The sequence below is a fragment of the Micromonospora krabiensis genome (genome assembly GCF_900091425.1).
GTDB lineage: Bacteria > Actinomycetota > Actinomycetes > Mycobacteriales > Micromonosporaceae > Micromonospora > Micromonospora krabiensis.
The window spans coordinates 6,760,650-6,780,563 of sequence record NZ_LT598496.1; the positions used below are offsets into that span (position 1 = coordinate 6,760,650).

The window sequence follows — 19,914 nt, forward strand, 5'->3', positions numbered from 1 at the left end:
GGGAGGGGGCCCGGGGGAGGGGGCGCGGGGGGTGGGGGCGGGGTCCGGGGCGGTGCGGGGGTGGTGCGGAATCGGCGGGATAGAGTCGCTGTTTGACCGTTTGCGGCCGGCGGTGGCCGCGGCGTCGTGGCTTGGGGGTGTTGTTCGGTGAGCGAGGCGCGCACAGCCGAGGGGCGGTTCGACACCTCGGCGGAGCCCGGCTCGGGGCAGCCGGCGTCGGCGGAGTCGGACACCACACTCGTGGTGGTCACCGGCCTGTCCGGCGGTGGCCGCAGCACGGTCGCCCGGGCCCTGGAGAACGTCGGCTACTACGTGGTCGACAACCTTCCGCAGGCGCTGATGCTCGACATGGCCGAGCTGGCGGTCAAGGCCGGTGGCGCGGCCCGGCGTACGGCGATGGTGCTCGACGTCCGCTCGCGGGCGTTCTCCACGGACCTGGCGGGTGCGATCCGGGAGCTGAAGGAGCGCGGCTTCTCGCCGCGGGTGGTCTTCGTCGACGCCGACGACGAGGTGCTGATCCGCCGGTTCGAGAGCGTCCGGCGCTCCCACCCGTTGCAGGGTGAGGGGCGGCTCGCCGACGGCATCGCGGTCGAGCGCGGCCTCCTGGAGGAGGCCCGCGACCAGGCCGACGTGATCATCGACACGAGCCACCTCAACGTCAACCAGCTTCGCCGGCGGATCGAGGAGCTGTTCGGAGGTGAGGACGCGCGACGCCTGCGGGTCACCGTCCTGTCGTTCGGCTTCAAGTACGGCCTGCCGCCGGACGCCGACTTCGTGCTGGACGCCCGGTTCCTGCCCAACCCGTACTGGGTGCCGGAGCTGCGCGAGCACACCGGGCGGGAGGAGGCGGTCAGCGCGTACGTGCTGGGGCAGGAGGGCGCCGACGCGTTCGTCGCCTCGTACGCCGATCTGGTCAACGCCACCACCACCGGCTTCGAGCGGGAGGGCAAGCGCTACCTGACGGTGGCGGTCGGCTGCACCGGCGGCAAGCACCGGAGCGTGGCCATCGCCGAGGAGCTCGCCGGCCGGCTGCGGCAGTCGGGGCTGGCTGCGAACGCCCAGCACCGCGACCTGGGGCGGGAATGACGACGACGAGGGTGGTGGCGTTCGGCGGCGGCCACGGCCTGTCCGCCTCGTTGCGGGCGCTGCGCCGCTGCGCCCCGGAGCTGGACCTGGACATCACCGCCGTGGTCACCGTCGGCGACGACGGTGGCTCCAGCGGCCGGCTGCGCGCCGAGCGGGGCGGCCTGCCCCCGGGTGACCTGCGGCAGGCGCTGGTCGCGCTGGCCGGCGACCACCCGGCGACCCGGCGCAGCGCCGGGCTGTTCCAGCACCGCTTCGCCGAGTCCCCGCCCCACCGGGGCCCGGCCCGACGGGACGCGGCGGACCGGGACACCGCCGGCCCGGGCGGCGCCCGGGACACCACCGCCGGTCCCGGCCCCGACGTGGACCGCCCGGACGCTCGCGGCGACGGGCTGGCCGGGCATGCCGTGGGCAACCTGGTGCTCTGCGGGCTCATGGAGCTGCTCGGCGACCCGGTGGCCGCGCTGGAGCACGCCGGGGCGATGCTCGGCGCGGTGGGCCGGGTGCTGCCGATGTCCTGCCAGCCGGTGGGGATCGAGGCGCGGGTCCGCGGGGCCGACCCGGACCGCCCGGACGAGGTGCGTACGGTCTCCGGCCAGCACCAGGTCGCGGTGACCACCGGTCGGGTGGAGTCGTTGCGGTTGACCCCGGACGCCCCGGAGGCCTGCCCGGAGGCGGTGGCGGCGATCGGCGCCGCCGACTGGCTGATCTTCGGTCCGGGCAGCTGGTACACGAGTGTGCTGCCGCACCTGCTGGTGCCCCAGCTGGCCGACGCGATCGTGTCGAGCCCGGCCCGCCGGCTGGTGACCCTGAACCTCGCCGCGGAGAAGGAGACCCTCGGCCTCTCCGTGTCCGACCACCTGGACGCCCTGCGTTGGTACCTGCCGGAGCTGAAGGTGGATCACGTCCTGGCGGACGCCAAGGCGGTGGGTGACCCCGAACCGGTCGGACGTGCGGCAGAATCGCTGGGTGCCCGGCTGGTCCTCGCCCCCGTCGCCGTCTCCGACGGCACTCCTCGCCACGATCCGGCCGCCCTGGGCGCCGCACTGGTGCCTGTCCTGGGCGCCGATCGTTAGACACGTACGTAATCTCCGGCGACACGCCGGAACCGGTCCGTGAGGGGACGCACAATGGCGATGACGGCTGCGGTCAAGGACGAGCTGAGTCGGGTCGACGTGCCCAAGCCCTGCTGCCGGCGGGCGGAGATGGCGGCGCTGCTGCGCTTCGCCGGCGGGCTGCACATCGTCTCCGGCCGGGTGGTCGTGGAGGCGGAGCTGGACACCGGGGCGGTGGCCCGGCGACTTCGGCGGGAGATCGCCGAGGTCTACGGCTACCCCAGCGAGATCCACGTGCTCGCGTCGGGCGGGCTGCGCAAGGGCAGCCACTTCATCGTCCGGGTGGTGAAGGACGGGGAGGCGCTGGCCCGGCAGACCGGGCTGCTCGACGTCCGGGGTCGGCCGGTGCGCGGCCTGCCGCCGCACGTGGTGGCCGCGAACGTCTGCTGCGCGGTGTCGGCGTGGCGGGGTGCCTTCATGGCTCACGGCTCGCTGACCGAGCCCGGCCGCTCCAGCGCGCTGGAGATCACCTGCCCCGGCCCGGAGTCGGCGCTGGCCCTGGTGGGTGCCGCCCGACGGATCGGCATCACCGCCAAGAACCGTGAGGTCCGCGGCGTGGACCGGGTGGTGGTGAAGGACGGCGACGCGATCGCCGCGCTGCTGACCCGCATCGGTGCGCACTCCAGCGTGCTGGCCTGGGAGGAGCGCCGGGTCCGGCGGGAGGTCCGGGCGACCGCGAACCGGCTGGCCAACTTCGACGACGCCAACCTGCGCCGCTCGGCGCGCGCCGCGGTGGCCGCCGCCGCGCGGGTGACCCGGGCGCTGGAGATCCTCGCCGAGGACGCCCCCAACCACCTCACCTCGGCCGGCCAGCTGCGGCTGGAGCACCGCCAGGCCTCGCTGGAGGAGCTGGGCGCGCTCGCCGACCCCCCGCTGACCAAGGACGCCATCGCCGGGCGGATCCGCCGGCTGCTGGCACTGGCCGACAAGCGGGCTCGTGACCTGGGCATCCCGGATACGGAAGCGGCCGTCACGCCCGACATGCTCGTGGTCTGATAGGACGGTGGGGGGCAGCGGGGGCGGGCGAGCCGACAGGCGCGACGCCGTTGCGCCGCGTGCGCCCGGGGAGCACCGCGTCCCGGCCGTGCGGGCGCAGCGCCACCCGGCGCAGCGCGCTGCCCCACGCTCGGATAAGGTCGCTGCGTACGGCAAGGGGGCCGGCACAGGCACGCCTCGCCGTGCTCACCGCCTCGGGCGGTCCGGTCCTTTCAGACCGCGGCGGGGTGGCCGAGATGAAACGTCAACGGCCGGCTCCAACGGTCGGCGCACATCACTCCGCCGGCGTCACGTTCTGCGGCCGGCGGACCAGAACGCGAGGAGATGGGACCTGTGACCATCCGGGTTGGCATCAACGGCTTCGGCCGGATCGGCCGTAACTTCTTCCGGGCAGTCCTGGCGTCCGGTGCTGACATCGAGGTTGTGGCGGTCAACGACCTGACCGACAACGGGACGCTTGCCCACCTTGTCAAGTACGACAGCATCCTGGGTCGCCTCCCGCACGAGGTCAAGGCCACCGCCGACGAGATCACCGTGGGCGGCAAGACCATCAAGGCGTACGCGGAGAAGGACCCGGCGGCGCTGCCGTGGGGCGAGGTCGGCGCGGACGTCGTCATCGAGTCGACCGGCTTCTTCACCGACGCCACCAAGGCCAAGGCCCACATCGACGGTGGCGCCAAGAAGGTCATCATCTCCGCTCCGGCGAAGAACGAGGACGTCACGGTCGTCATGGGCGTCAACCAGGACCAGTACGACCCGGCGAAGCACAACATCATCTCGAACGCCTCCTGCACCACCAACTGCCTCGCGCCGATGGCGAAGGTGCTGCACGACACGTTCGGCATCACCAAGGGTCTGATGACCACCATCCACGCGTACACGCAGGACCAGAACCTGCAGGACGCGCCGCACAAGGACCTGCGCCGGGCCCGCGCCGCCGCGCTGAACATCGTGCCGACCTCGACGGGTGCCGCGAAGGCCATCGGCCTGGTGCTGCCGGACCTGAAGGGCAAGCTCGACGGCTACGCGCTGCGGGTGCCGATCCCGACCGGCTCGGCCACCGACCTGACCGTCGAGGTCGGCCGGGAGACCACCGTGGACGAGGTCAACGCCGCGCTGAAGGCCGCCGCGGAGGGCCCGCTCAAGGGCATCCTGGTCTACAACGAGGACCCGATCGTCTCCGCCGACATCGTCACCGACCCGGCGTCCTGCATCTTCGACGCGCCGCTGACCAAGGTGATCGGCAACCAGGTCAAGGTCGTCGGCTGGTACGACAACGAGTGGGGCTACTCGAACCGCCTGGTCGACCTGGTCAAGCTGGTGGGTTCCTCGCTGTGACCGTGAGGTCCGCTGTCTCGAACGAAGGGGCTGCTCGGTGAGCATCCGTACCCTCGACGACCTGCTCGCCGAGGGGGTGTCGGGTCGGCGCGTGCTGGTGCGCGCCGACCTGAACGTCCCTCTCGACAAGCAGTCCGGCGCGATCACTGACGACGGCCGGATCCGCGCGGTCCTGCCCACGCTGAGCGCCCTCACCGGCGCCGGCGCCCAGGTGGTGGTCTGCTCGCACCTGGGCCGCCCGAAGGGGGCGCCGGACCCGCAGTTCAGCCTGCGGCCGGTCGCCGACCGGCTGGGCGAGTTGCTCGGCGTCACCGTGCGCTTCGCGACCGACACCGTCGGCGAGTCGGCGCGTTCCACCGTGGACGCGCTCGCCGACGGCGAGGTCGCGCTGCTGGAGAACCTGCGCTTCAACGCGGGGGAGACCAGCAAGGACGAGGCCGAGCGGGGCGCGTTCGCCGACCAGCTCGCCGCGTTCGGTGCGGCGTACGTGGACGACGCGTTCGGCGCGGTGCACCGCAAGCACGCCAGCGTCTACGACGTCGCGGCCCGGCTGCCGCGCTTCGCGGGCCGGCTGGTGCTGCGCGAGGTGGAGGTGCTCTCCACGCTCGCCGGTGAGCCGGAGCGGCCGTACGTGGTGGTGCTCGGCGGCTCGAAGGTCTCCGACAAGCTGGCGGTGATCGAGGCCCTGCTGCCGAAGGTCGACCGGCTGCTCATCGGCGGCGGCATGTGCTTCACCTTCCTCAAGGCCCAGGGCCACGAGGTGGGCAGCTCGCTGCTGGAGGAGGAGATGGTGGAGACCTGCCGCAACCTCCTGGAGCGGTCCGAGGGCAAGATCATGCTCCCGGTCGACGTGGTGGTGGCGGACGCCTTCGCGCCCGACTCCCCGCACGACGTGGTCCGTGCCGACGGCATGCCGAGCAAGCGGGTCGGGCTCGACATCGGGCCGGAGACGGTCGCCGGGTTCGCCGCCGCGCTGACGTCCGCCCCGGAGGGGGCCGGCGCGCCGGGCGGCGCGCGGACGATCTTCTGGAACGGCCCGATGGGCGTGTTCGAGATGCCGGCGTTCGCCAACGGCACCCGGGGTGTGGCCGAGGCCATCGCCGGCTCCGGCGCGTTCACCGTCGTCGGCGGTGGCGACTCGGCCGCCGCGGTGCGGGCGCTGGGCCTGGACGAGTCCTCGTTCAGCCACATCTCGACCGGTGGCGGCGCATCGCTGGAATACCTGGAGGGCAAGACCCTCCCCGGCATCGCAGCCCTGGAGAAGTGATGGGAAGCGCCACCCGCCGGCCGCTGATGGCCGGCAACTGGAAGATGAACCTCAACCACCTCGAGGCGAACCTGCTGGTGCAGAAGCTGGCGGCCAGCCTCACCGAGAAGCAGCTCACCGACGTCGAGACGGTGGTGCTGCCGCCCTTCACCGACCTGCGGACCGTGCAGACCGCGGTGGACGGCGACAAGCTGCTGATCGGCTACGGCGCCCAGGACCTCTCGCCGCACGCCTCCGGCGCGTACACCGGTGACATCGCGGGCCCGATGCTCACCAAGCTCGGCTGCACGTACGTGGTGGTCGGGCACTCCGAGCGGCGGGCCTACCACCACGAGGACGACGCGGTGGTCAACGCCAAGGTGCAGGCGGCGTTGACGCACGGGCTGACGCCGATCCTCTGCGTGGGCGAGGGCCTGGACGTCCGGGAGCAGGGCACCCACGTGGCGCACTGCGCGGACCAGCTCGTCGGCGCCCTGAAGGGGGTGTCCGCGGAACAGGTCACCAAGGTCGTGGTCGCGTACGAGCCGGTCTGGGCGATCGGCACCGGCAAGACGGCGACCCCGGAGGACGCGCAGGAGGTCTGCGGCGCGGTCCGTCAGCGCCTGGCCGAGACCTACGACCAGGGCACGGCTGACCAGGTCCGGATCCTCTACGGCGGCTCGGTCAAGGCGTCGAACGTCGCCTCGATCATGGCCCAGCCGGACGTGGACGGCGCGTTGGTCGGTGGGGCGAGCCTGGACGCCGAGGAGTTCGCGCAGATCTGCCGGTTCCCGGAGCACATCGCCCGCTGATCGCTCGCTATCCTTGACTCCGCCCGTCCGCCGGTCGGTGCCGCCGTGCCCGACCTGTCCGGGCGAGGATCGCTACGAGAGGACTGACCCCAGCCATGCTGCCGATCTGGTTCGCATACACGCTGATCGTGTTGCTGATCATCACGAGCATCCTGCTCACCATGCTCATCCTGCTGCACCGAGGTAAGGGCGGCGGCCTGTCGAGCATGTTCGGCGGCGGAGTCAGCTCCAGCCTCGCCGGTTCGTCGGTGGCGGAGAAGAACCTGGACCGCTACACCGTTCTGGTGGGCGTCGTCTGGTTCGCCTGCATCGTCGGTCTCGGGCTGTGGCTCCGACTCCAGATGACCGCCTGAGCGACCCTTCCGAGTCGTACAATCTGCGCGCGGTCCGTCAACTGACGGGCCGCGCGCAGGTCTTTTCACCGCACCGCACCGCACCGCGTCGCCCGCCGTCCACCCCTACGGCGGTCCCCTCCGACGACAGGAGCGAACAGCCGTGCCCAACGGCAACGTGATCCGGGGCGCCCGGGTCGGATCAGGCCCCGAACGTCCTCCCGAGCGTTACGAGCCGGCCCCCCGTCAGGCGGTCGTCTACTGGTGCCGCAACGACCACCGGGTCGAGATCCTCATCGCCGCGGAGGCCACCCCACCTCCGCTGTGGGACTGCCCGCGCTGCGGCTTCCCCGCCGGGCAGGACGCGCAGAACCCGCCCGGGCGGGCGCGTAGCGAGCCCTACAAGAGCCACCTGGCGTACGTGAAGGAGCGGCGCACCGACGAGGAGGGCGCCGCGATCCTCGCGGAGGCCCTCGCCGACCTGCGTCGTCGCCGCGGGCGCTGATCGGTCACCCGCTCGCGCGGAAAGAGTGGCCGCCCCCCCCGGGAGGAACGACCACTCTTTCCGCGTGCGGGGTGCCCGCCGGCGGGCTCAGCGCAGGCTGCGCAGCCGGACGGGCACGTCGGCCGCCGCGGCCCGGTCCAGCAGCCAGAGCGTACGGCTGACGCCCCGTGCCCCGGCGGCGGGCAGCTGCACCGGCCCGGCGCCGGCCAGGGCCATGCTCACCGCGCGCGCCTTGTCGGCGCCGGCGGCGACCAGCCACACCTCCTCGGCGGTGTTGATCGTCGGGAGGGTCAGCGTGACGCGCACCGGCGGCGGCTTGGGGCTGCCCCGCACCGCGCTGACCGGCCGGCTCTCGTAGTGCACCGGGTCCTCGGGGAAGACCGAGGCGATGTGCCCGTCCTCCCCGACGCCGAGCATGAGCACGTCGAAGTGCGGCAGCTCCGCGGTGCCCGGTCGGGCGGCGGCGGCCAGTTCGGCCGCGTAGCGGGCGGCCGCCTCCTCCGGGTCGTCCCCGTCCGGCCCGTCGGAGGCCGGCATCGCGTGTATGCGGGCCGGGTCGAGCGGCAGCGAGTCCAGCAGCGCCGCACGGGCCTGCGTCTCGTTGCGGTCCGGGTCACCGGAGGGCAGGAACCGCTCGTCACCCCACCAGAAGTCGACCCGGGACCAGTCGACCGCGTCCCGGGCCGGCAGCTGCGCCACCGCCCGGTACACGGCCGCCGCGATCCGCCCACCGGTCAACACCACCGACGCCTGGCCGCGGTCGGCCTGGGCGTCCAGCAGCTTCACCACCAACCGGGCCGCCACCGCCTGCGCCAGCAGGTCGGGGTCGGCGTGGACGGCGACACTCGCCTCACTCATGTCGTGCCTTTTTCGTTCCTCGCGGCCCGCTCGGGCGGGCCGGTGACTGTTGTTCCGGGCAGGCGCGGGCGCGTGTGGCCACGCTCACCCTTCGCCGCTGGTGCCGGCGTGGGCGGAGACGCCCGCCTCGGCACGCTGGGCGGTGGCCGGGTCCTTCCAGACGTGCACCCGCGTCGCCGGGCGCTGCTCCAGGCCGGACAGGTCCGCCGCGGCGCCCAACGCCTCCGCGTAAACCTGGTCGGCGTCGAGCCGGCGCAGCTCCTCGGCCAGTTCGTCGCCGAGCGGGCGGCGTACCAGCGGCAGGGTGCGGTCCTCCTGCCCGCTCCGCTTGAACGTGGCCAGGCTGTCGTCGCGGGTCAGGGTCAGCGCGTCGCCGTTGGCGCAGCGCAGCTGCACCTCCCGCATCCGGGGGAACTCGTCGGTGTGTTCCCACCGTGGGTCGATGCCGAGGCGGGCCTTCAGCCAGCCGCGCATGAGCGCCGCGGTCGGGTCGGTGCGTGGCGCCACCACCGTGGCCTCGGTGACCTTGGCGGCGGTGGTGTCGAACGCCCCGGCGACCAGCGTGCGCCACGGGGTGATGCGGGTCCACGCCAGGTCGGTGTCGCCCGGCGCGTAGTCCCGGGCCCGCTGCCGCAGCGCCTCGATCGGGTCGGCGGCCTGCGCCGCGTCGGTGATCCGGCGGTCGGCGACCACCCCGAGGAAGTCGGTGGAGATCTCCGCGGGCGGCTCGCCGTGCCACCAGGTGACGACGGGCACGTCCGGCACCAGCAGCGGCATCACGACCGACTCGGCGTGCAGCGCCAGCCGGCCGTACATGCGGGTGACGACCGCCTCGCCCGGCCCGAGGCGGCCACCGACGACGATCTCGGCGTCCAGGCGGTTGCGGTCCCGCTCGATGTCGGAGCGGACCACCACCACCAGCCGGCAGGGGTGGGCGGCGGAGGCGATGGTCGCCGCCGCCTCCGCCTCGCGTACCCGCTTCTCGTCCACCACGACGATCAGCGTGAGGGCCATGCCGCTGGCCACCCCGCCCGCGCTGCGCCGCTCGGCGGCGAGCGCCTTGACCACCTCGTTACCGGTGGTGTCCCACAGGCCGATCATGCGCGTCTCCAAGCCCGGCCCTCGCGGGCCAGCATCTCGTCGGCGGCCCGGGGGCCCCACTCGCCGGCCCGGTAGGGTTCCGGCTTCTGGCCGGCCCAGGCCTGCTCCAGCGGGTCCACCACCTGCCAGCTCTGCTCGACCTCGGCGGCGTCCGGGAAGAGGGTGCGGTCACCGATCAGGACGTCCAGGACCAGCCGCTCGTACGCCTCCGGGCTGGACTCGGTGAACGCCTCGCCGTACTGGAAGTCCATCGCGATGTCGCGGACCTCCATGGCGGTGCCGGGCACCTTGGAGCCGAACTTGAGCACCACACCCTCGTCCGGCTGTACCCGGATGACCAGTTGGTTGTTGCCCAACGCCTCCACGTCGGCGTCGTCGAACGGCAGGTGCGGCGCCTTCTTGAACATGATGGCGACCTCGGTGACCCGCCGGGGCAGCCGCTTGCCGGCCCGGATGTAGAACGGCACCTCGGCCCAGCGCCGGTTCTGGATGCCCAGCCGGACCGCGACGTATGTCTCGGTCGTGGAGTCCTGCGGCACACCCTCCTCGTCGAGGTAGCCGACGGCGCGCTCGCCGCCTACCCAGCCGGGCAGGTACTGGCCCCGCACGGTGCCCTCGGAGACGTCCTTGGGCAGGGTGATCGCCTTGAGCACCTTCAGCTTCTCGGTGCGGATCTCGTCCGGGTCGAAGCTGGTCGGCTCCTCCATCGCCACCAGCGCGAGCAACTGGAGGAGGTGGTTCTGGAGCACGTCGCGCGCGGCGCCTGCGGAGTCGTAGAAGCCGGCGCGGGTGCCGATGCCGACGTCCTCGGCCATGGTGATCTGCACCGAGTCGACGTACTTGGAGTTCCACAGCGGCTCGAACAGGTTGTTGGCGAACCGCAGGGCGAGGATGTTCTGGACCGTCTCCTTGCCCAGGTAGTGGTCGATCCGGAACACGTCCTGCCGGGTGAAGACGTCGTCGACGAGGTCGTTCAACGCCTTCGCCGACGGCAGGTCGTGCCCGAACGGCTTCTCCACGACGACCCGACGCCAGCCGCCGGACTTCGCGTTGTCGGCCATGCCCGTGCGGGCGAGCTGCTTGAGCACGACCGGGAAGGCCGCCGGGGGGATCGAGAAGTAGAAGGCCGCGTTGCCGGGGATCCCGTGGGTGTCCCGCAGCTCGTCCAACGTCGCGGCGAGGTGGTCGAACGCGGCGTCGTCGTCGAACGACCCGCCGACGAACTTGATGTTGCCCGCCAGGCGCGCCCACACCTCGTCCCGCCAGGGGGTGCGGGCGTGCTTGCGCGCCGCCTCGCAGGCGAGGGTCTCGAAGTCACCGTCACCCCAGTCGCGCCGGGCGAACCCGAGCACGACGAAGCCCGGGGGCAGCAGCCCCCGGTTCGCCAGGTCGTAGACCGCCGGCAGCAGCTTCTTCCGGGCCAGGTCGCCGGTGACCCCGAAGATCACCAGCGCGCACGGCTCGGGAATCCGGGGCAGCCGGCGGTCCTGCGGGTCGCGCAGCGGGTTCGCGCCGCGCGGTCGCTCCGCTTGTTCCACGTCGTCCATCCTCACGCCCGCAGCTCACCGGCCGCATCGAGCAGCTGGGCCACGCCCGCGGACCGGTCGGTCAGGTGCAGCCGCAGCACCGGGCGGTCCCGCCCGGCCAGCGCCTGCCGGTCGCCGGCGGCCTGCGCCGCCTGAAGCTCCCCGAACGAGTACGGCTTACCGGGCACCGGCAGATCATCGGAGACCGCACCGGTCAGTTGAAGGTAGCTGCCGACCTGCGGGCCGCCCTTGTGGTACTGACCGGTCGAGTGCAGGAAGCGGGGCCCCCAGCCGAACGTGACCGGCCGGCCGCCCGCCTCCGCCAGCAGCGGCCGCAGGCGGGCGGCGTCGGCGTCGGCGAACCGGTCGAGGTACGCCATCACCGCGAGGTAGCCCTCGTCGCCGAGCCCGTCGAGCAGCCAGCGCAGCACGCCCGCCAGGTCACCCGGGGCGCCCGCGGGGGCGTACACCTCGATCGCGCCCTCGGTGAACGACGGCGACTCCGCCGGCAGCCCCGAGGAGAGGATCTTGTTGGTGTTCTCCTTGGACTCGGTGACGTTCGGCTGGTTGAACGGGTCGATGCCGAGCACCACACCGGCCACCGCGGTGGCGTACTCCCAGGCCAGGAACTGCGCGCCCAACGGGCCGTTGACCGCCACGTCCGGGTCGGTGCCGCCGCCGGGCACGTCACCGGCGTTGAGCGCGCCGCCGTAGCTCACCGTCAGCACGTCGGCGCCCTTGGCGCCGGGGCTCTGCGGCGACTCCACCACCACCGGCAGGATGCCCACCCCGGCCTTGCCGGTGGACTCGGCGATCAGCTGCTCGGCCCAGTCGCCGAGCCCGTCGATGCCGGTGCCGTCGGAGACCAGGGCGACCTTGTCGCGGCCCACCGTCGCCGCCGCGCCGAGCGCGGCGCCCAGCGCGAGCGCCGGGTTGTCCCGGTCGCCGCCGAGCGACGCGGCGAGCGCGTCGGCCTGGTCGAGCAGCTCGGCCACCTCGACGCCGGCCAGCGCCGACGGGACCAGCCCGAACGCGGTCAGCGCCGAGTAACGCCCACCCACGTTCGGGTCGGCCAGCACGGTGAACGCGCCCATCTCGGCGGCCGTCTGCTCCAGCGGCGAACCCGGGTCGGTGACGATGACGAAGTGCCGGCCGGCCTCCGCCTCGGTCATGCCCGCGTCCAGGAACGCCTGCCAGTAGGCCCGGCGGTGGCTGTCGGTCTCCACCGTCGAACCGGACTTGCTCGCCACCACCACGACGGTGCGCTCCAGCCGGTCGCCCAGCGCGGCCCGGACCTGGCCCGGGTCGGTGGTGTCCAGCACGGTCAGCGGCTTGCCGAGGGTCCGGGTGATCACCTCGGGGGCCAGTGAGGAGCCGCCCATGCCGGCGAGCACCACGTGGTCGAGGTCGCCCAACTCGGCCTTCAGCTCGGCGAGCTGGGGGAGCAGTTCCCGGCTGCGCTGGTGGGTGTCCACCCAGCCGAGGCGGATCTTCGCCTCGGCCTCGGCGTCCGGGCCCCACAGGCTCGGGTCCTTCGCGGCCAGCTTCGCCGGGACCCCGGCGGAGACCACCGCGTCCCGGGTCGAGGCGGGGGCGGCCTTGTCGACCGCCTCCGCCCCGTGGACGGACAGCCCGGCGGCGGTCTCCGCCGGGCCGCTCAGAAGGTCACTCACGCCACCACTCCGCTCCGCCGCGTGGTGGCGCGAGGCGCCACGCTGCTGTGCTCGATGGTTCGCTCGCTGCGCTCGCTCACGCGTTCCCTCCCGCCTGCTGGGCGGCCTTCGCGTTGCCCTTGGCGGCCTTGCCGGGGGCACCTGCGCCCTGCGCGGCCGACTCCAGCGACTTGCGGACGCCGTCGAGCAGCTCCAGCCAGCTCGCCTCGAACTTCTCCACGCCCTCGCGCTCCAGCACACCGATCACGTCGGCCATGTCCACGCCGACGGCGGCCAGGTCGTCGAAGACCTTCCGGGCGGCGTCGTACGCGCCGGTGACGGTGTCGGCCTGGGTCTCGCCGTGGTCGGCGTAGGCGTGGATGACCGACTCCGGCATGGTGTTGACCGTGCCGGGGGCGATCAGCTGCTCGACGTACACGACGTCCCGGTAGTCCGGGTTCTTCGTCGAGGTGGACGCCCACAGCGGCCGCTGCGGGTGGGCACCCGCGTCGGCGAGGGCCTTCCAGCGGTCGGAGGAGAAGACCTCGCTGTAGCGCTCGTACGCCAGCTGGGCGTTGGCGATCGCGGCCTTGCCGCGCAGCGACTTCGCCTCGGCCGAGCCGATCTTCTCCAGTCGCTTGTCGACCTCGGTGTCGACCCGGGAGACGAAGAAGGACGCCACCGAGCCGATCTTGGACAGGTCGTGGCCGTTGGCCTTGGCCTGCTCGAGGCCGGCGAGGAAGGCCTGCATGACCTGCGAGTAGCGGTCCAGTCCGAAGATCAGCGTGACGTTGACGCTGATGCCCTCGGCCAGGGTCGCGGTGATCGCCGGGATGCCGGCCTCGGTCGCCGGGATCTTGATGAAGAGGTTCGGCCGGTCGATCAGCCACCACAGGGCCTTGGCCTCGGCGACGGTCCGCTCCGACTCGTGCGCGAGCCGCGGGTCGACCTCGATCGAGACCCGGCCGTCGACGCCGGCGCTCTTGTCGTACGACGGACGCATCACGTCGCAGGCCCACCGCACGTCGTACGTGGTGAGCATGCGTACGGCCTCCTCGACCTCCACGCCACGGATGGCGAGGTCGCGCAGCTGCCAGTTGTACTCGTCGGCGTCGCTCAGGGCCTTCGCGAAGATCGTCGGGTTGGTGGTCACGCCGGCCACGTGCTTCTCCCGGCGGAGCTTGTCGAGCCCGCCGGTGCTCAGCCGCGTCCGCGAGAGATCGTCGAGCCAGATCGCCACCCCGGTGGCGCTGAGCTCGCTCAACCTGTCAGTCATTTCCGTCCACGCTCCCCTTCAGTTACCGGTCGTGAAACCGGTGATGTCGCCCACCCGGGTCAGCGCCGCGTGCGCGGCGGCCACGATCCGGTCCGGGGTGAACCCGAACTGCTCGAACAGAACGGTGTGCGGCGCGCTCGCCCCGTAGTGCTCCAGGCTGACGCTCTCGCCGCAGTCGCCGACGATCGCGCGCCAGGACATGGCGATGCCCGCCTCCACGCTCACCCTTGCCTTTACCCCGCGCGGCAGGACCGACTCCCGGTAGGCCTCGTCCTGGTCGGCGAACCACTCCTGGCAGGGCATCGAGACGACCCGGGTCGGGGTGCCCTCGGCCTCCAGCCGCTCCCGGGCGGTGAGGCAGAGCTGCACCTCGGAGCCCGTGCCGACCAGGATCACCTGCGGCTTGCCGGTGGACGCCTCGGCCAGCACGTACCCCCCGCGAGCCACGCCCTCGGCGCTGCCCAGCGTGCCGCGGTCCAGGGTCGGCAGCGCCTGACGGCTCAGCGCCAGCGCGGTCGGCCGGTCGGTGTGCTCCAGGGCGGTCCGCCAGGCCCAGGCGGTCTCGTTGGCGTCCGCCGGACGCACCACGTCCAGGCCGGGAATGGCCCGCAGCGCGGTCAGGTGCTCCACCGGCTGGTGGGTGGGGCCGTCCTCGCCGAGACCGATCGAGTCGTGCGTCCAGACGTAGGTCACCGGCAGCTTCATCAGCGCGGCGAGCCGCACCGAGGGGCGCATGTAGTCGCTGAACACCAGGAACGTGCCGCCGTACGGGCGCGTGCCGCCGTGCAGGGCGATGCCGTTGAGGATCGCTCCCATGGCGTGCTCGCGGATGCCGAAGTGCAGCGTGCGGCCGTACTCGTGGCCGGGGAAGTCCTTGGTGGCGTGCGTCGCCGGGATGAACGACGGCTCGCCCTTCATCGTGGTGTTGTTGCTCTCGGCCAGGTCGGCCGAGCCGCCCCACAGCTCCGGGAGCACCGGCGCGAGCGCCTCCAGCACCTTGCCGGAGGCGGCGCGGGTGGCGATGCCCTTGGCGTCGGCCGGGAACTCGGGCAGCGCGTCGGTCCAGCCGTCCGGCAGGGTCCGGCCGGCGAGCCGGTCGTAGAGGGCCTTGCGCTCCGGGTTGGCCTCGGCCCAGCTCTCGAACGCCGTGGTCCACTCCTGCTCGGCCTGCTCGCCCCGGGTGAGCACCGTGCGCGCGTGCGTCAGCACGTCCTCGTCGACCTGGAAGCTCTGCGCCGGGTCGAAGCCGAGGATCTGCTTGGTGGCGGCCACCTCGTCGGCGCCGAGCGCCGAACCGTGGATCTTGCCGGTGTTCTGCTTGTTGGGGGCGGGCCAGCCGATGATGGTGCGCAGGGCGATGAAGGAGGGGCGCCCGGTCTCGGCCTTCGCGGCCAGCAACGCCCGGTACAGCGCCTCGACGTCCTCGTGGTAGTCGCCCTGGTCGGCGTCACCGCGGCGCCAGTCGACGGTCTGTACGTGCCACCCGTAAGCCGCGTAGCGCGCGGCCACGTCCTCGCTCTTGGCGATGCGGGTGTCGTCCTCGATCGAGATCTCGTTGTCGTCGTAGATCAGGGTGAGGTTGCCCAGCTGCTGGTGGCCGGCGAGGGCGCTGGCCTCGTGGCTGATGCCCTCCTCGATGTCGCCGTCGGAGGCGATGCACCAGATGTCGTGGTCGAAGACCGAGGTGCCCGGCTCCGCCTCCGGGTCGAACAGGCCCCGCTCACGCCGGGCGGCCATGGCCATGCCGACCGCGTTGCCCAGGCCCTGACCGAGGGGGCCGGTGGTGGTCTCCACGCCCGGGGTGTGGCCGTGCTCGGGGTGGCCCGGGGTCAGCGAGCCCCACTGACGCAGCGACTTGAGGTCGTCCAGGCTCAGCGGGTAGCCGGAGAGGAAGAGCTGGATGTAGAGGGTCAGGCTGGAGTGCCCGGCGGAGAGGACGAAACGGTCGCGGCCGGGCCAGTTCGGGTCGGCGGGGTTGTGGCGCATCACCCGGTTGAACAGCAGGTACGCGGCCGGGGCGAGGCTCATGGCGGTGCCGGGGTGACCGTTGCCGGACTTCTCCACGGCGTCCATGGCCAGCACGCGAACGGTGTCGACGGCCCGGCGGTCCAGGTCGGACCAGCTGAGTTCGGGCTCGGATTGGTTGGCAGCCACGTTGATTGTGCTCCTCGACAGATGGGCGGAACCGTCACTGATGACCCTATCGACCACTCCTAAACGTCCGCCCGGGGATCAGTGCATGGTTCTCTCTACTCTCGTCGTGAGCGGGCGGAAAGAGCCGCACGTGTGACGACGGGCATGGAAGCGCGGCAGGTGTGACGGCAGGCACCGTTGCCGGGTCGGCCGGGCAGCCAAAACGACAGCGCGTAGTGTGTGGGGCGGTGTGTGGCCCGGTCACGGGTCCGCCGATCCGATCTCCCCTGCCGACGCCGGAAGGTGGCAATCCGTGAGCATGATCACCGAGCGCCCCGTCAGCGACTCCGCCGGGCCGCAGCCCGTGCGGACGGCGGTGGAGGACTCGGTCGCTCCGCGGCGGGACGTGCGGGCGGTCGTGGCGGCGTACGTGGCCCTCACCAAGCCCCGCATCGTCGAACTGCTGCTCGTCACCACCGTGCCGGCGATGATGCTCGCCGCCGGCGGGCTCCCGTCCCTGTGGCTGGTCGCCGTGGTCCTGATCGGCGGCTCCCTGGCCGCGGGTGCGGCCAGCGTCCTCAACTGCTACATCGACCGGGACATCGACCAGTTGATGCGGCGCACGAAGCGTCGGCCGCTGCCCGCGCACACGGTCTCGCCGCGCAGCGCCCTGATCTTCGGTCTGGTGCTGGCGGCGGTCTCGGTCGCCCTGATGGCGGTGTTCACCAACCTGCTGGCCGCGGGGCTCACCCTGGCCGCGATCGTGTACTACGACGTGGTCTACACGCTCTGGCTCAAGCGGACCACGCCGACGAACACGTTCTGGGGCGGGGCCTGCGGGGCCGCCCCCGTGCTGATCGGCTGGGCGGCGGTCACCGGCTCCCTGGCGCCGGCGGCCTGGGCCCTCTTCGCGGTGGTCTTCTTCTGGCAGATGCCGCACTTCTACCCGCTCGCGATGAAGTACAAGGACGACTACGCCCGGGCGGGCATCCCGATGCTGCCCGTGGTGGCGTCCGTCCGTCGGGTGAACGCCGAGATCCTGATCTTCGCCTGGCTGACCGTCCTGACCTCGCTGGCCGTGTGGCCGCTGGGCATGAGCTTCCTCTACGGCGTTCCGACGTTGGTTGTCGGCAGCATCTTCCTGGTCGAGGCGCACCGGCTCTGCGGGCGTGCCTCGCGGGGTGAGGCGGTCAAGCCGATGCGGCTGTTCCACTGGTCGACGACCTACCTGACCATCGTCTTCGCCGCGGTCGCGCTCGACGCGCTGATCTGACCGGTTCGCCCGGTCGCAGCCGGGGGAGGGTGTCCGGCCCGTGGCTGGGCAGCGGCCTCGCCGGCAGCCGGGGCAGGGCTTTCTCGGCCCAACAAATCACGATGATGGATGAGTTGTCCGGCTTTCAGGTCACATCATGGTGACTTTCAGCATGAGTCGGACTGGCTCAACGTGCGGCGGATCGATGCGGTCCGAGACGAAGCTTTGCCGCCCTAAGTCCGGATAAAACCGGGCACTTCACCTGTGCTCTTCCTTAAACCCGCAGGTAATAGGCATCACAAAAGGTTCACGGTTCTCGCCCACACGGGTGGAAGTCTGCTTAGGCTTCGCGTCATGGCAGATGGTTCCGATACGACGCTGACGGCCGAGCCCACCACCGAGCAGGCCCCCAACGGCCTGGTCGCGGGCATCCGGTCGTTCGCCGCCGGACACGGCGGCGCCAAGGCGGTCATCGAGTACGTCGGCAAGCGCGGCGCTCGCATCGTCCTCGTGGGTTCCGACGGGACGTGGGGTGACCAGTTCGCGGACGACACCGTCGTCGCGCGGGAGGCCTGCGCCGAGGCGGGGGTCTCCGTCGAGAACGCCTGGGAGCGGGAACTGATGGACCAGATGCGGCCGAGCAACGACCTCTGGCGGTCGATGGCCCGACGCACGATGGCCCGTTGAGATAAATTGACCAACCACCACCAGCCGGCCCGGGGGAAACCCCGGGTCGCTCTCGTCACCTGCACCGAACTCGCCGACCTCGACCCGGACGACCGGCTCGTGGTCGGCCCTCTGGCCGCCCACGGTGTTGCCGCCGAACCGGTGGTGTGGGACGACTCCACCGTCGACTGGTCCGCGTACGACCTGGCGGTGCTCCGCTCGCCGTGGGACTACATGCTCCGGCGCGACCAGTTCGTCGCGTGGGCGCAGAGCGTGCCCGCCCTGGCCAACCCGGCCGACGTGGTGCGCTGGAACACCGACAAGCGCTACCTGAGCGAGTTGTCGGTGGCCGGGGTGCCCACCGTCCCCACGTCGTGGGTCCTGCCCGGCGAGCCCTGGCAGCCGCCCGCCGACTCCGGCGAGTACGTCCTCAAGCCCGCGATCAGCGCCGGCAGCCAGGACACCGGCCGCTACGACCTGGCCGATCCCGAGCACCGGGAGTTGGCGGCCGCGCACGTCCGGCGGCTGTCCGAGGCGGGCCGGGTCACCATGGTCCAGCCCTACCTGAGCGCCGTGGACACCGCCGGCGAGACGGCGCTGCTCTTCCTGGCCGGGCCGGACGGGTTGGCGTTCAGCCACGCCATCCGCAAGGGCCCCATGCTGACCGGCCCGGACCACGGCGTGGACGGGCTCTACCGGCCCGAGGAGATCACCGCCCGTACGGCCACCGAGGACCAGCTCGCGGTCGCCGCGAAGACCCTCGCCGCGGTGCCGGGCGGGTCGGAGCGCCTGTTGTACGCCCGCGTCGACCTGATCCCCGGCCCGGACGGGAGCCCGGTCCTCGTGGAGCTGGAGCTGACCGAGCCGTCGCTCTTCCTGGCGCACGCGGCCGGCGCACCCGAGCGCCTGGCCACCGCGATCCGCACCCACCTGTCCCGTCCCTGACCCGCGGGCCGACCCGCCCGACCACCGCGGTGATCAAGAGGTTGGCGTCAGAATCTGGCCTTGGCCTGACGCGAACCTCTTGATCACCGGGACGAGGGGAGGGGGTCAGGCGGCGGTGGTGGCTGGTTCGGGGGTCGGGATGGGCAGCGGGGCCGGGGTGAGCGGCCGGCGTTCGCGGGTCGCCCACTGCACGTGCAGGGCGGCCAGCAGCACCAGGCAGGAGCCGAGCATGTGCGCGCCGACCAGCACGGCGGGCAGGTGCGTGAAGTACTGCACGAAGCCCACGACGCCCTGGCTCAGCTCGACGGCGAGGAGCAGCACGGCCGCCCGGGCGGCCCGCGTCGCCCCGACGGCCCGGAACGCGAGGACCAGCGCGATCGACAGGCCGATCAACAGGAAGACGCCGTCGGCGTGGACCTGCGAGATGGTCTCGGGGTCGAGGCCGTTGCGCGCGGCGCCCTGGTCGCCGGCGTGCGGGCCGCTGCCGGTGACCCAGGTGCCGACCACCAGCACCGACACGCCGACCAGCGTGGTGAGCCGGGCGAGGGTGCGCAGCGGCGCCGGCACGACGGGCGTCGTCGGCCCGTCCGGCTCCACCGTGCGACGCCAGAGGGCGTACGCGGCCGCGATCACCGCCATCGAGGCGAGGAAGTGCAGGCCGACCACCCAGGGGTTGAGGTTCGTGAGCACGGTGATCCCGCCGACCACGGCCTGGGCGGGGATGCCGAGGAAGACCGCGACGGCCAGCGGCAGCAGCCCACGGCGACGGGGCCGGTGGGCGAGCACGGCCAGCAGGGTGGCGAGCGCGATGACGCCGACGGCGAAGGTGAGCATCCGGTTGCCGAACTCGATCACCCCGTGCGCGCCCATCTCGGACGTGGCCACGTACGAGGCGTCGGTGCACCGGGGCCAGGTGGGGCAACCGAGGCCCGACGCGGTCAGTCGGACCGCCCCGCCGGTGACCACGATCGCGACGTTCGCGATGATCGAGGCGAGCGCGAGACGGCGCAGCAGCGCGGCGGAGACCGGGAACCGGACGGAACGCATCACGGAGGGAATCCTACGCACCGTAGTGGAT

At 72.4% G+C, this 19,914-nt stretch carries 18 protein-coding genes; 11 read left to right on the forward strand and 7 right to left on the reverse strand.

The genetic code is table 11. The annotated features are described in order from the left end of the window. Positions 1-240: 240 nt before the first annotated feature. The 8 genes from rapZ to GA0070620_RS31135 all read left to right on the forward strand — a co-directional run bounded on the left by rapZ (position 241) and on the right by GA0070620_RS31135 (position 7,427). A complete protein-coding gene (rapZ, locus tag GA0070620_RS31100) occupies positions 241-1,086 on the forward strand; it encodes an RNase adapter RapZ (protein ID WP_091599675.1) in 846 nt (281 codons plus the stop codon). Next, positions 1,083-2,159 carry a gluconeogenesis factor YvcK family protein gene (locus GA0070620_RS31105; RefSeq protein ID WP_091597034.1) on the forward strand — a complete coding sequence of 359 codons (1,077 nt, stop codon included), beginning with the start codon at positions 1,083-1,085 and terminating at the stop codon, positions 2,157-2,159. Before rapZ ends, GA0070620_RS31105 begins: the two co-directional genes overlap by 4 nt. A 54-nt stretch (positions 2,160-2,213) precedes the next feature. Beyond that, the gene (gene whiA, locus GA0070620_RS31110; protein ID WP_091597037.1) at positions 2,214-3,194 is read left to right on the forward strand and encodes a DNA-binding protein WhiA; all 981 of its coding nucleotides are present in this window, start codon (positions 2,214-2,216) and stop codon (positions 3,192-3,194) included. Positions 3,195-3,527: 333 nt separating this feature from the next. Then, positions 3,528-4,532: a type I glyceraldehyde-3-phosphate dehydrogenase gene (gap, locus tag GA0070620_RS31115; RefSeq protein WP_091597039.1), complete on the forward strand. Its 1,005-nt coding sequence runs from the start codon at positions 3,528-3,530 to the stop codon at positions 4,530-4,532. A gap of 37 nt (positions 4,533-4,569) precedes the next feature. After that, positions 4,570-5,799, forward strand: coding sequence for a phosphoglycerate kinase (locus tag GA0070620_RS31120; protein WP_091597042.1), 1,230 nt, complete (start codon positions 4,570-4,572; stop codon positions 5,797-5,799). Next, on the forward strand, positions 5,799-6,590 hold the full coding sequence (tpiA, locus tag GA0070620_RS31125; RefSeq protein ID WP_091597045.1) for a triose-phosphate isomerase: 792 nt from the start codon (positions 5,799-5,801) through the stop codon (positions 6,588-6,590). The genes GA0070620_RS31120 and tpiA overlap by 1 nt, the downstream gene beginning before the upstream one ends. A 98-nt stretch (positions 6,591-6,688) precedes the next feature. After that, positions 6,689-6,943 (forward strand): preprotein translocase subunit SecG, encoded by a 255-nt coding sequence (secG, locus tag GA0070620_RS31130; RefSeq protein ID WP_091599678.1) that lies wholly within the window; start codon positions 6,689-6,691, stop codon positions 6,941-6,943. Between the two features lie 142 nt (positions 6,944-7,085). Continuing rightward, positions 7,086-7,427, forward strand: a complete 342-nt coding sequence (locus GA0070620_RS31135) for an RNA polymerase-binding protein RbpA (RefSeq protein WP_091597048.1) — start codon at positions 7,086-7,088, stop codon at positions 7,425-7,427. 87 nt (positions 7,428-7,514) lie between these two features. On the opposite strand, the gene pgl is transcribed toward GA0070620_RS31135, so the two are convergent. From pgl to tkt, 6 genes are all read right to left on the reverse strand, one after another. Further along, complete coding sequence (gene pgl, locus GA0070620_RS31140) at positions 7,515-8,285, reverse strand: 6-phosphogluconolactonase (protein ID WP_091597051.1); 771 nt, start codon at positions 8,283-8,285, stop codon at positions 7,515-7,517. An 84-nt stretch (positions 8,286-8,369) separates the two neighbouring features. Next, a complete protein-coding gene (locus GA0070620_RS31145; protein WP_091597054.1) occupies positions 8,370-9,386 on the reverse strand; it encodes a glucose-6-phosphate dehydrogenase assembly protein OpcA in 1,017 nt (338 codons plus the stop codon). Next, positions 9,383-10,933: a glucose-6-phosphate dehydrogenase gene (zwf, locus tag GA0070620_RS31150; RefSeq protein WP_091597057.1), complete on the reverse strand. Its 1,551-nt coding sequence runs from the start codon at positions 10,931-10,933 to the stop codon at positions 9,383-9,385. Before zwf ends, GA0070620_RS31145 begins: the two co-directional genes overlap by 4 nt. Positions 10,934-10,935: 2 nt before the next feature. Further along, positions 10,936-12,585 carry a glucose-6-phosphate isomerase gene (locus tag GA0070620_RS31155; protein WP_091597060.1) on the reverse strand — a complete coding sequence of 550 codons (1,650 nt, stop codon included), beginning with the start codon at positions 12,583-12,585 and terminating at the stop codon, positions 10,936-10,938. 76 nt (positions 12,586-12,661) lie between these two features. After that, on the reverse strand, positions 12,662-13,840 hold the full coding sequence (gene tal, locus GA0070620_RS31160) for a transaldolase (protein ID WP_091597063.1): 1,179 nt from the start codon (positions 13,838-13,840) through the stop codon (positions 12,662-12,664). Between the two features lie 18 nt (positions 13,841-13,858). Further along, positions 13,859-15,994, reverse strand: a complete 2,136-nt coding sequence (tkt, locus tag GA0070620_RS31165; protein ID WP_091597066.1) for a transketolase — start codon at positions 15,992-15,994, stop codon at positions 13,859-13,861. A 292-nt stretch (positions 15,995-16,286) separates the two neighbouring features. Between tkt and GA0070620_RS31170 the strand changes: the two genes are divergently transcribed. The 3 genes from GA0070620_RS31170 to GA0070620_RS31180 all read left to right on the forward strand — a co-directional run bounded on the left by GA0070620_RS31170 (position 16,287) and on the right by GA0070620_RS31180 (position 18,836). After that, a complete protein-coding gene (locus GA0070620_RS31170) occupies positions 16,287-17,246 on the forward strand; it encodes a heme o synthase (RefSeq protein ID WP_091597068.1) in 960 nt (319 codons plus the stop codon). A gap of 333 nt (positions 17,247-17,579) precedes the next feature. Beyond that, the gene (locus GA0070620_RS31175; protein ID WP_091597070.1) at positions 17,580-17,912 is read left to right on the forward strand and encodes a hypothetical protein; all 333 of its coding nucleotides are present in this window, start codon (positions 17,580-17,582) and stop codon (positions 17,910-17,912) included. A 6-nt stretch (positions 17,913-17,918) separates the two neighbouring features. Then, positions 17,919-18,836 carry an ATP-grasp domain-containing protein gene (locus tag GA0070620_RS31180; RefSeq protein WP_091597073.1) on the forward strand — a complete coding sequence of 306 codons (918 nt, stop codon included), beginning with the start codon at positions 17,919-17,921 and terminating at the stop codon, positions 18,834-18,836. Positions 18,837-18,941: 105 nt separating this feature from the next. Here the strand turns inward: GA0070620_RS31180 and GA0070620_RS31185 are convergent, their stop codons facing one another. After that, positions 18,942-19,904 carry a COX15/CtaA family protein gene (locus tag GA0070620_RS31185; RefSeq protein WP_172836538.1) on the reverse strand — a complete coding sequence of 321 codons (963 nt, stop codon included), beginning with the start codon at positions 19,902-19,904 and terminating at the stop codon, positions 18,942-18,944. Positions 19,905-19,914: the final 10 nt, after the last annotated feature.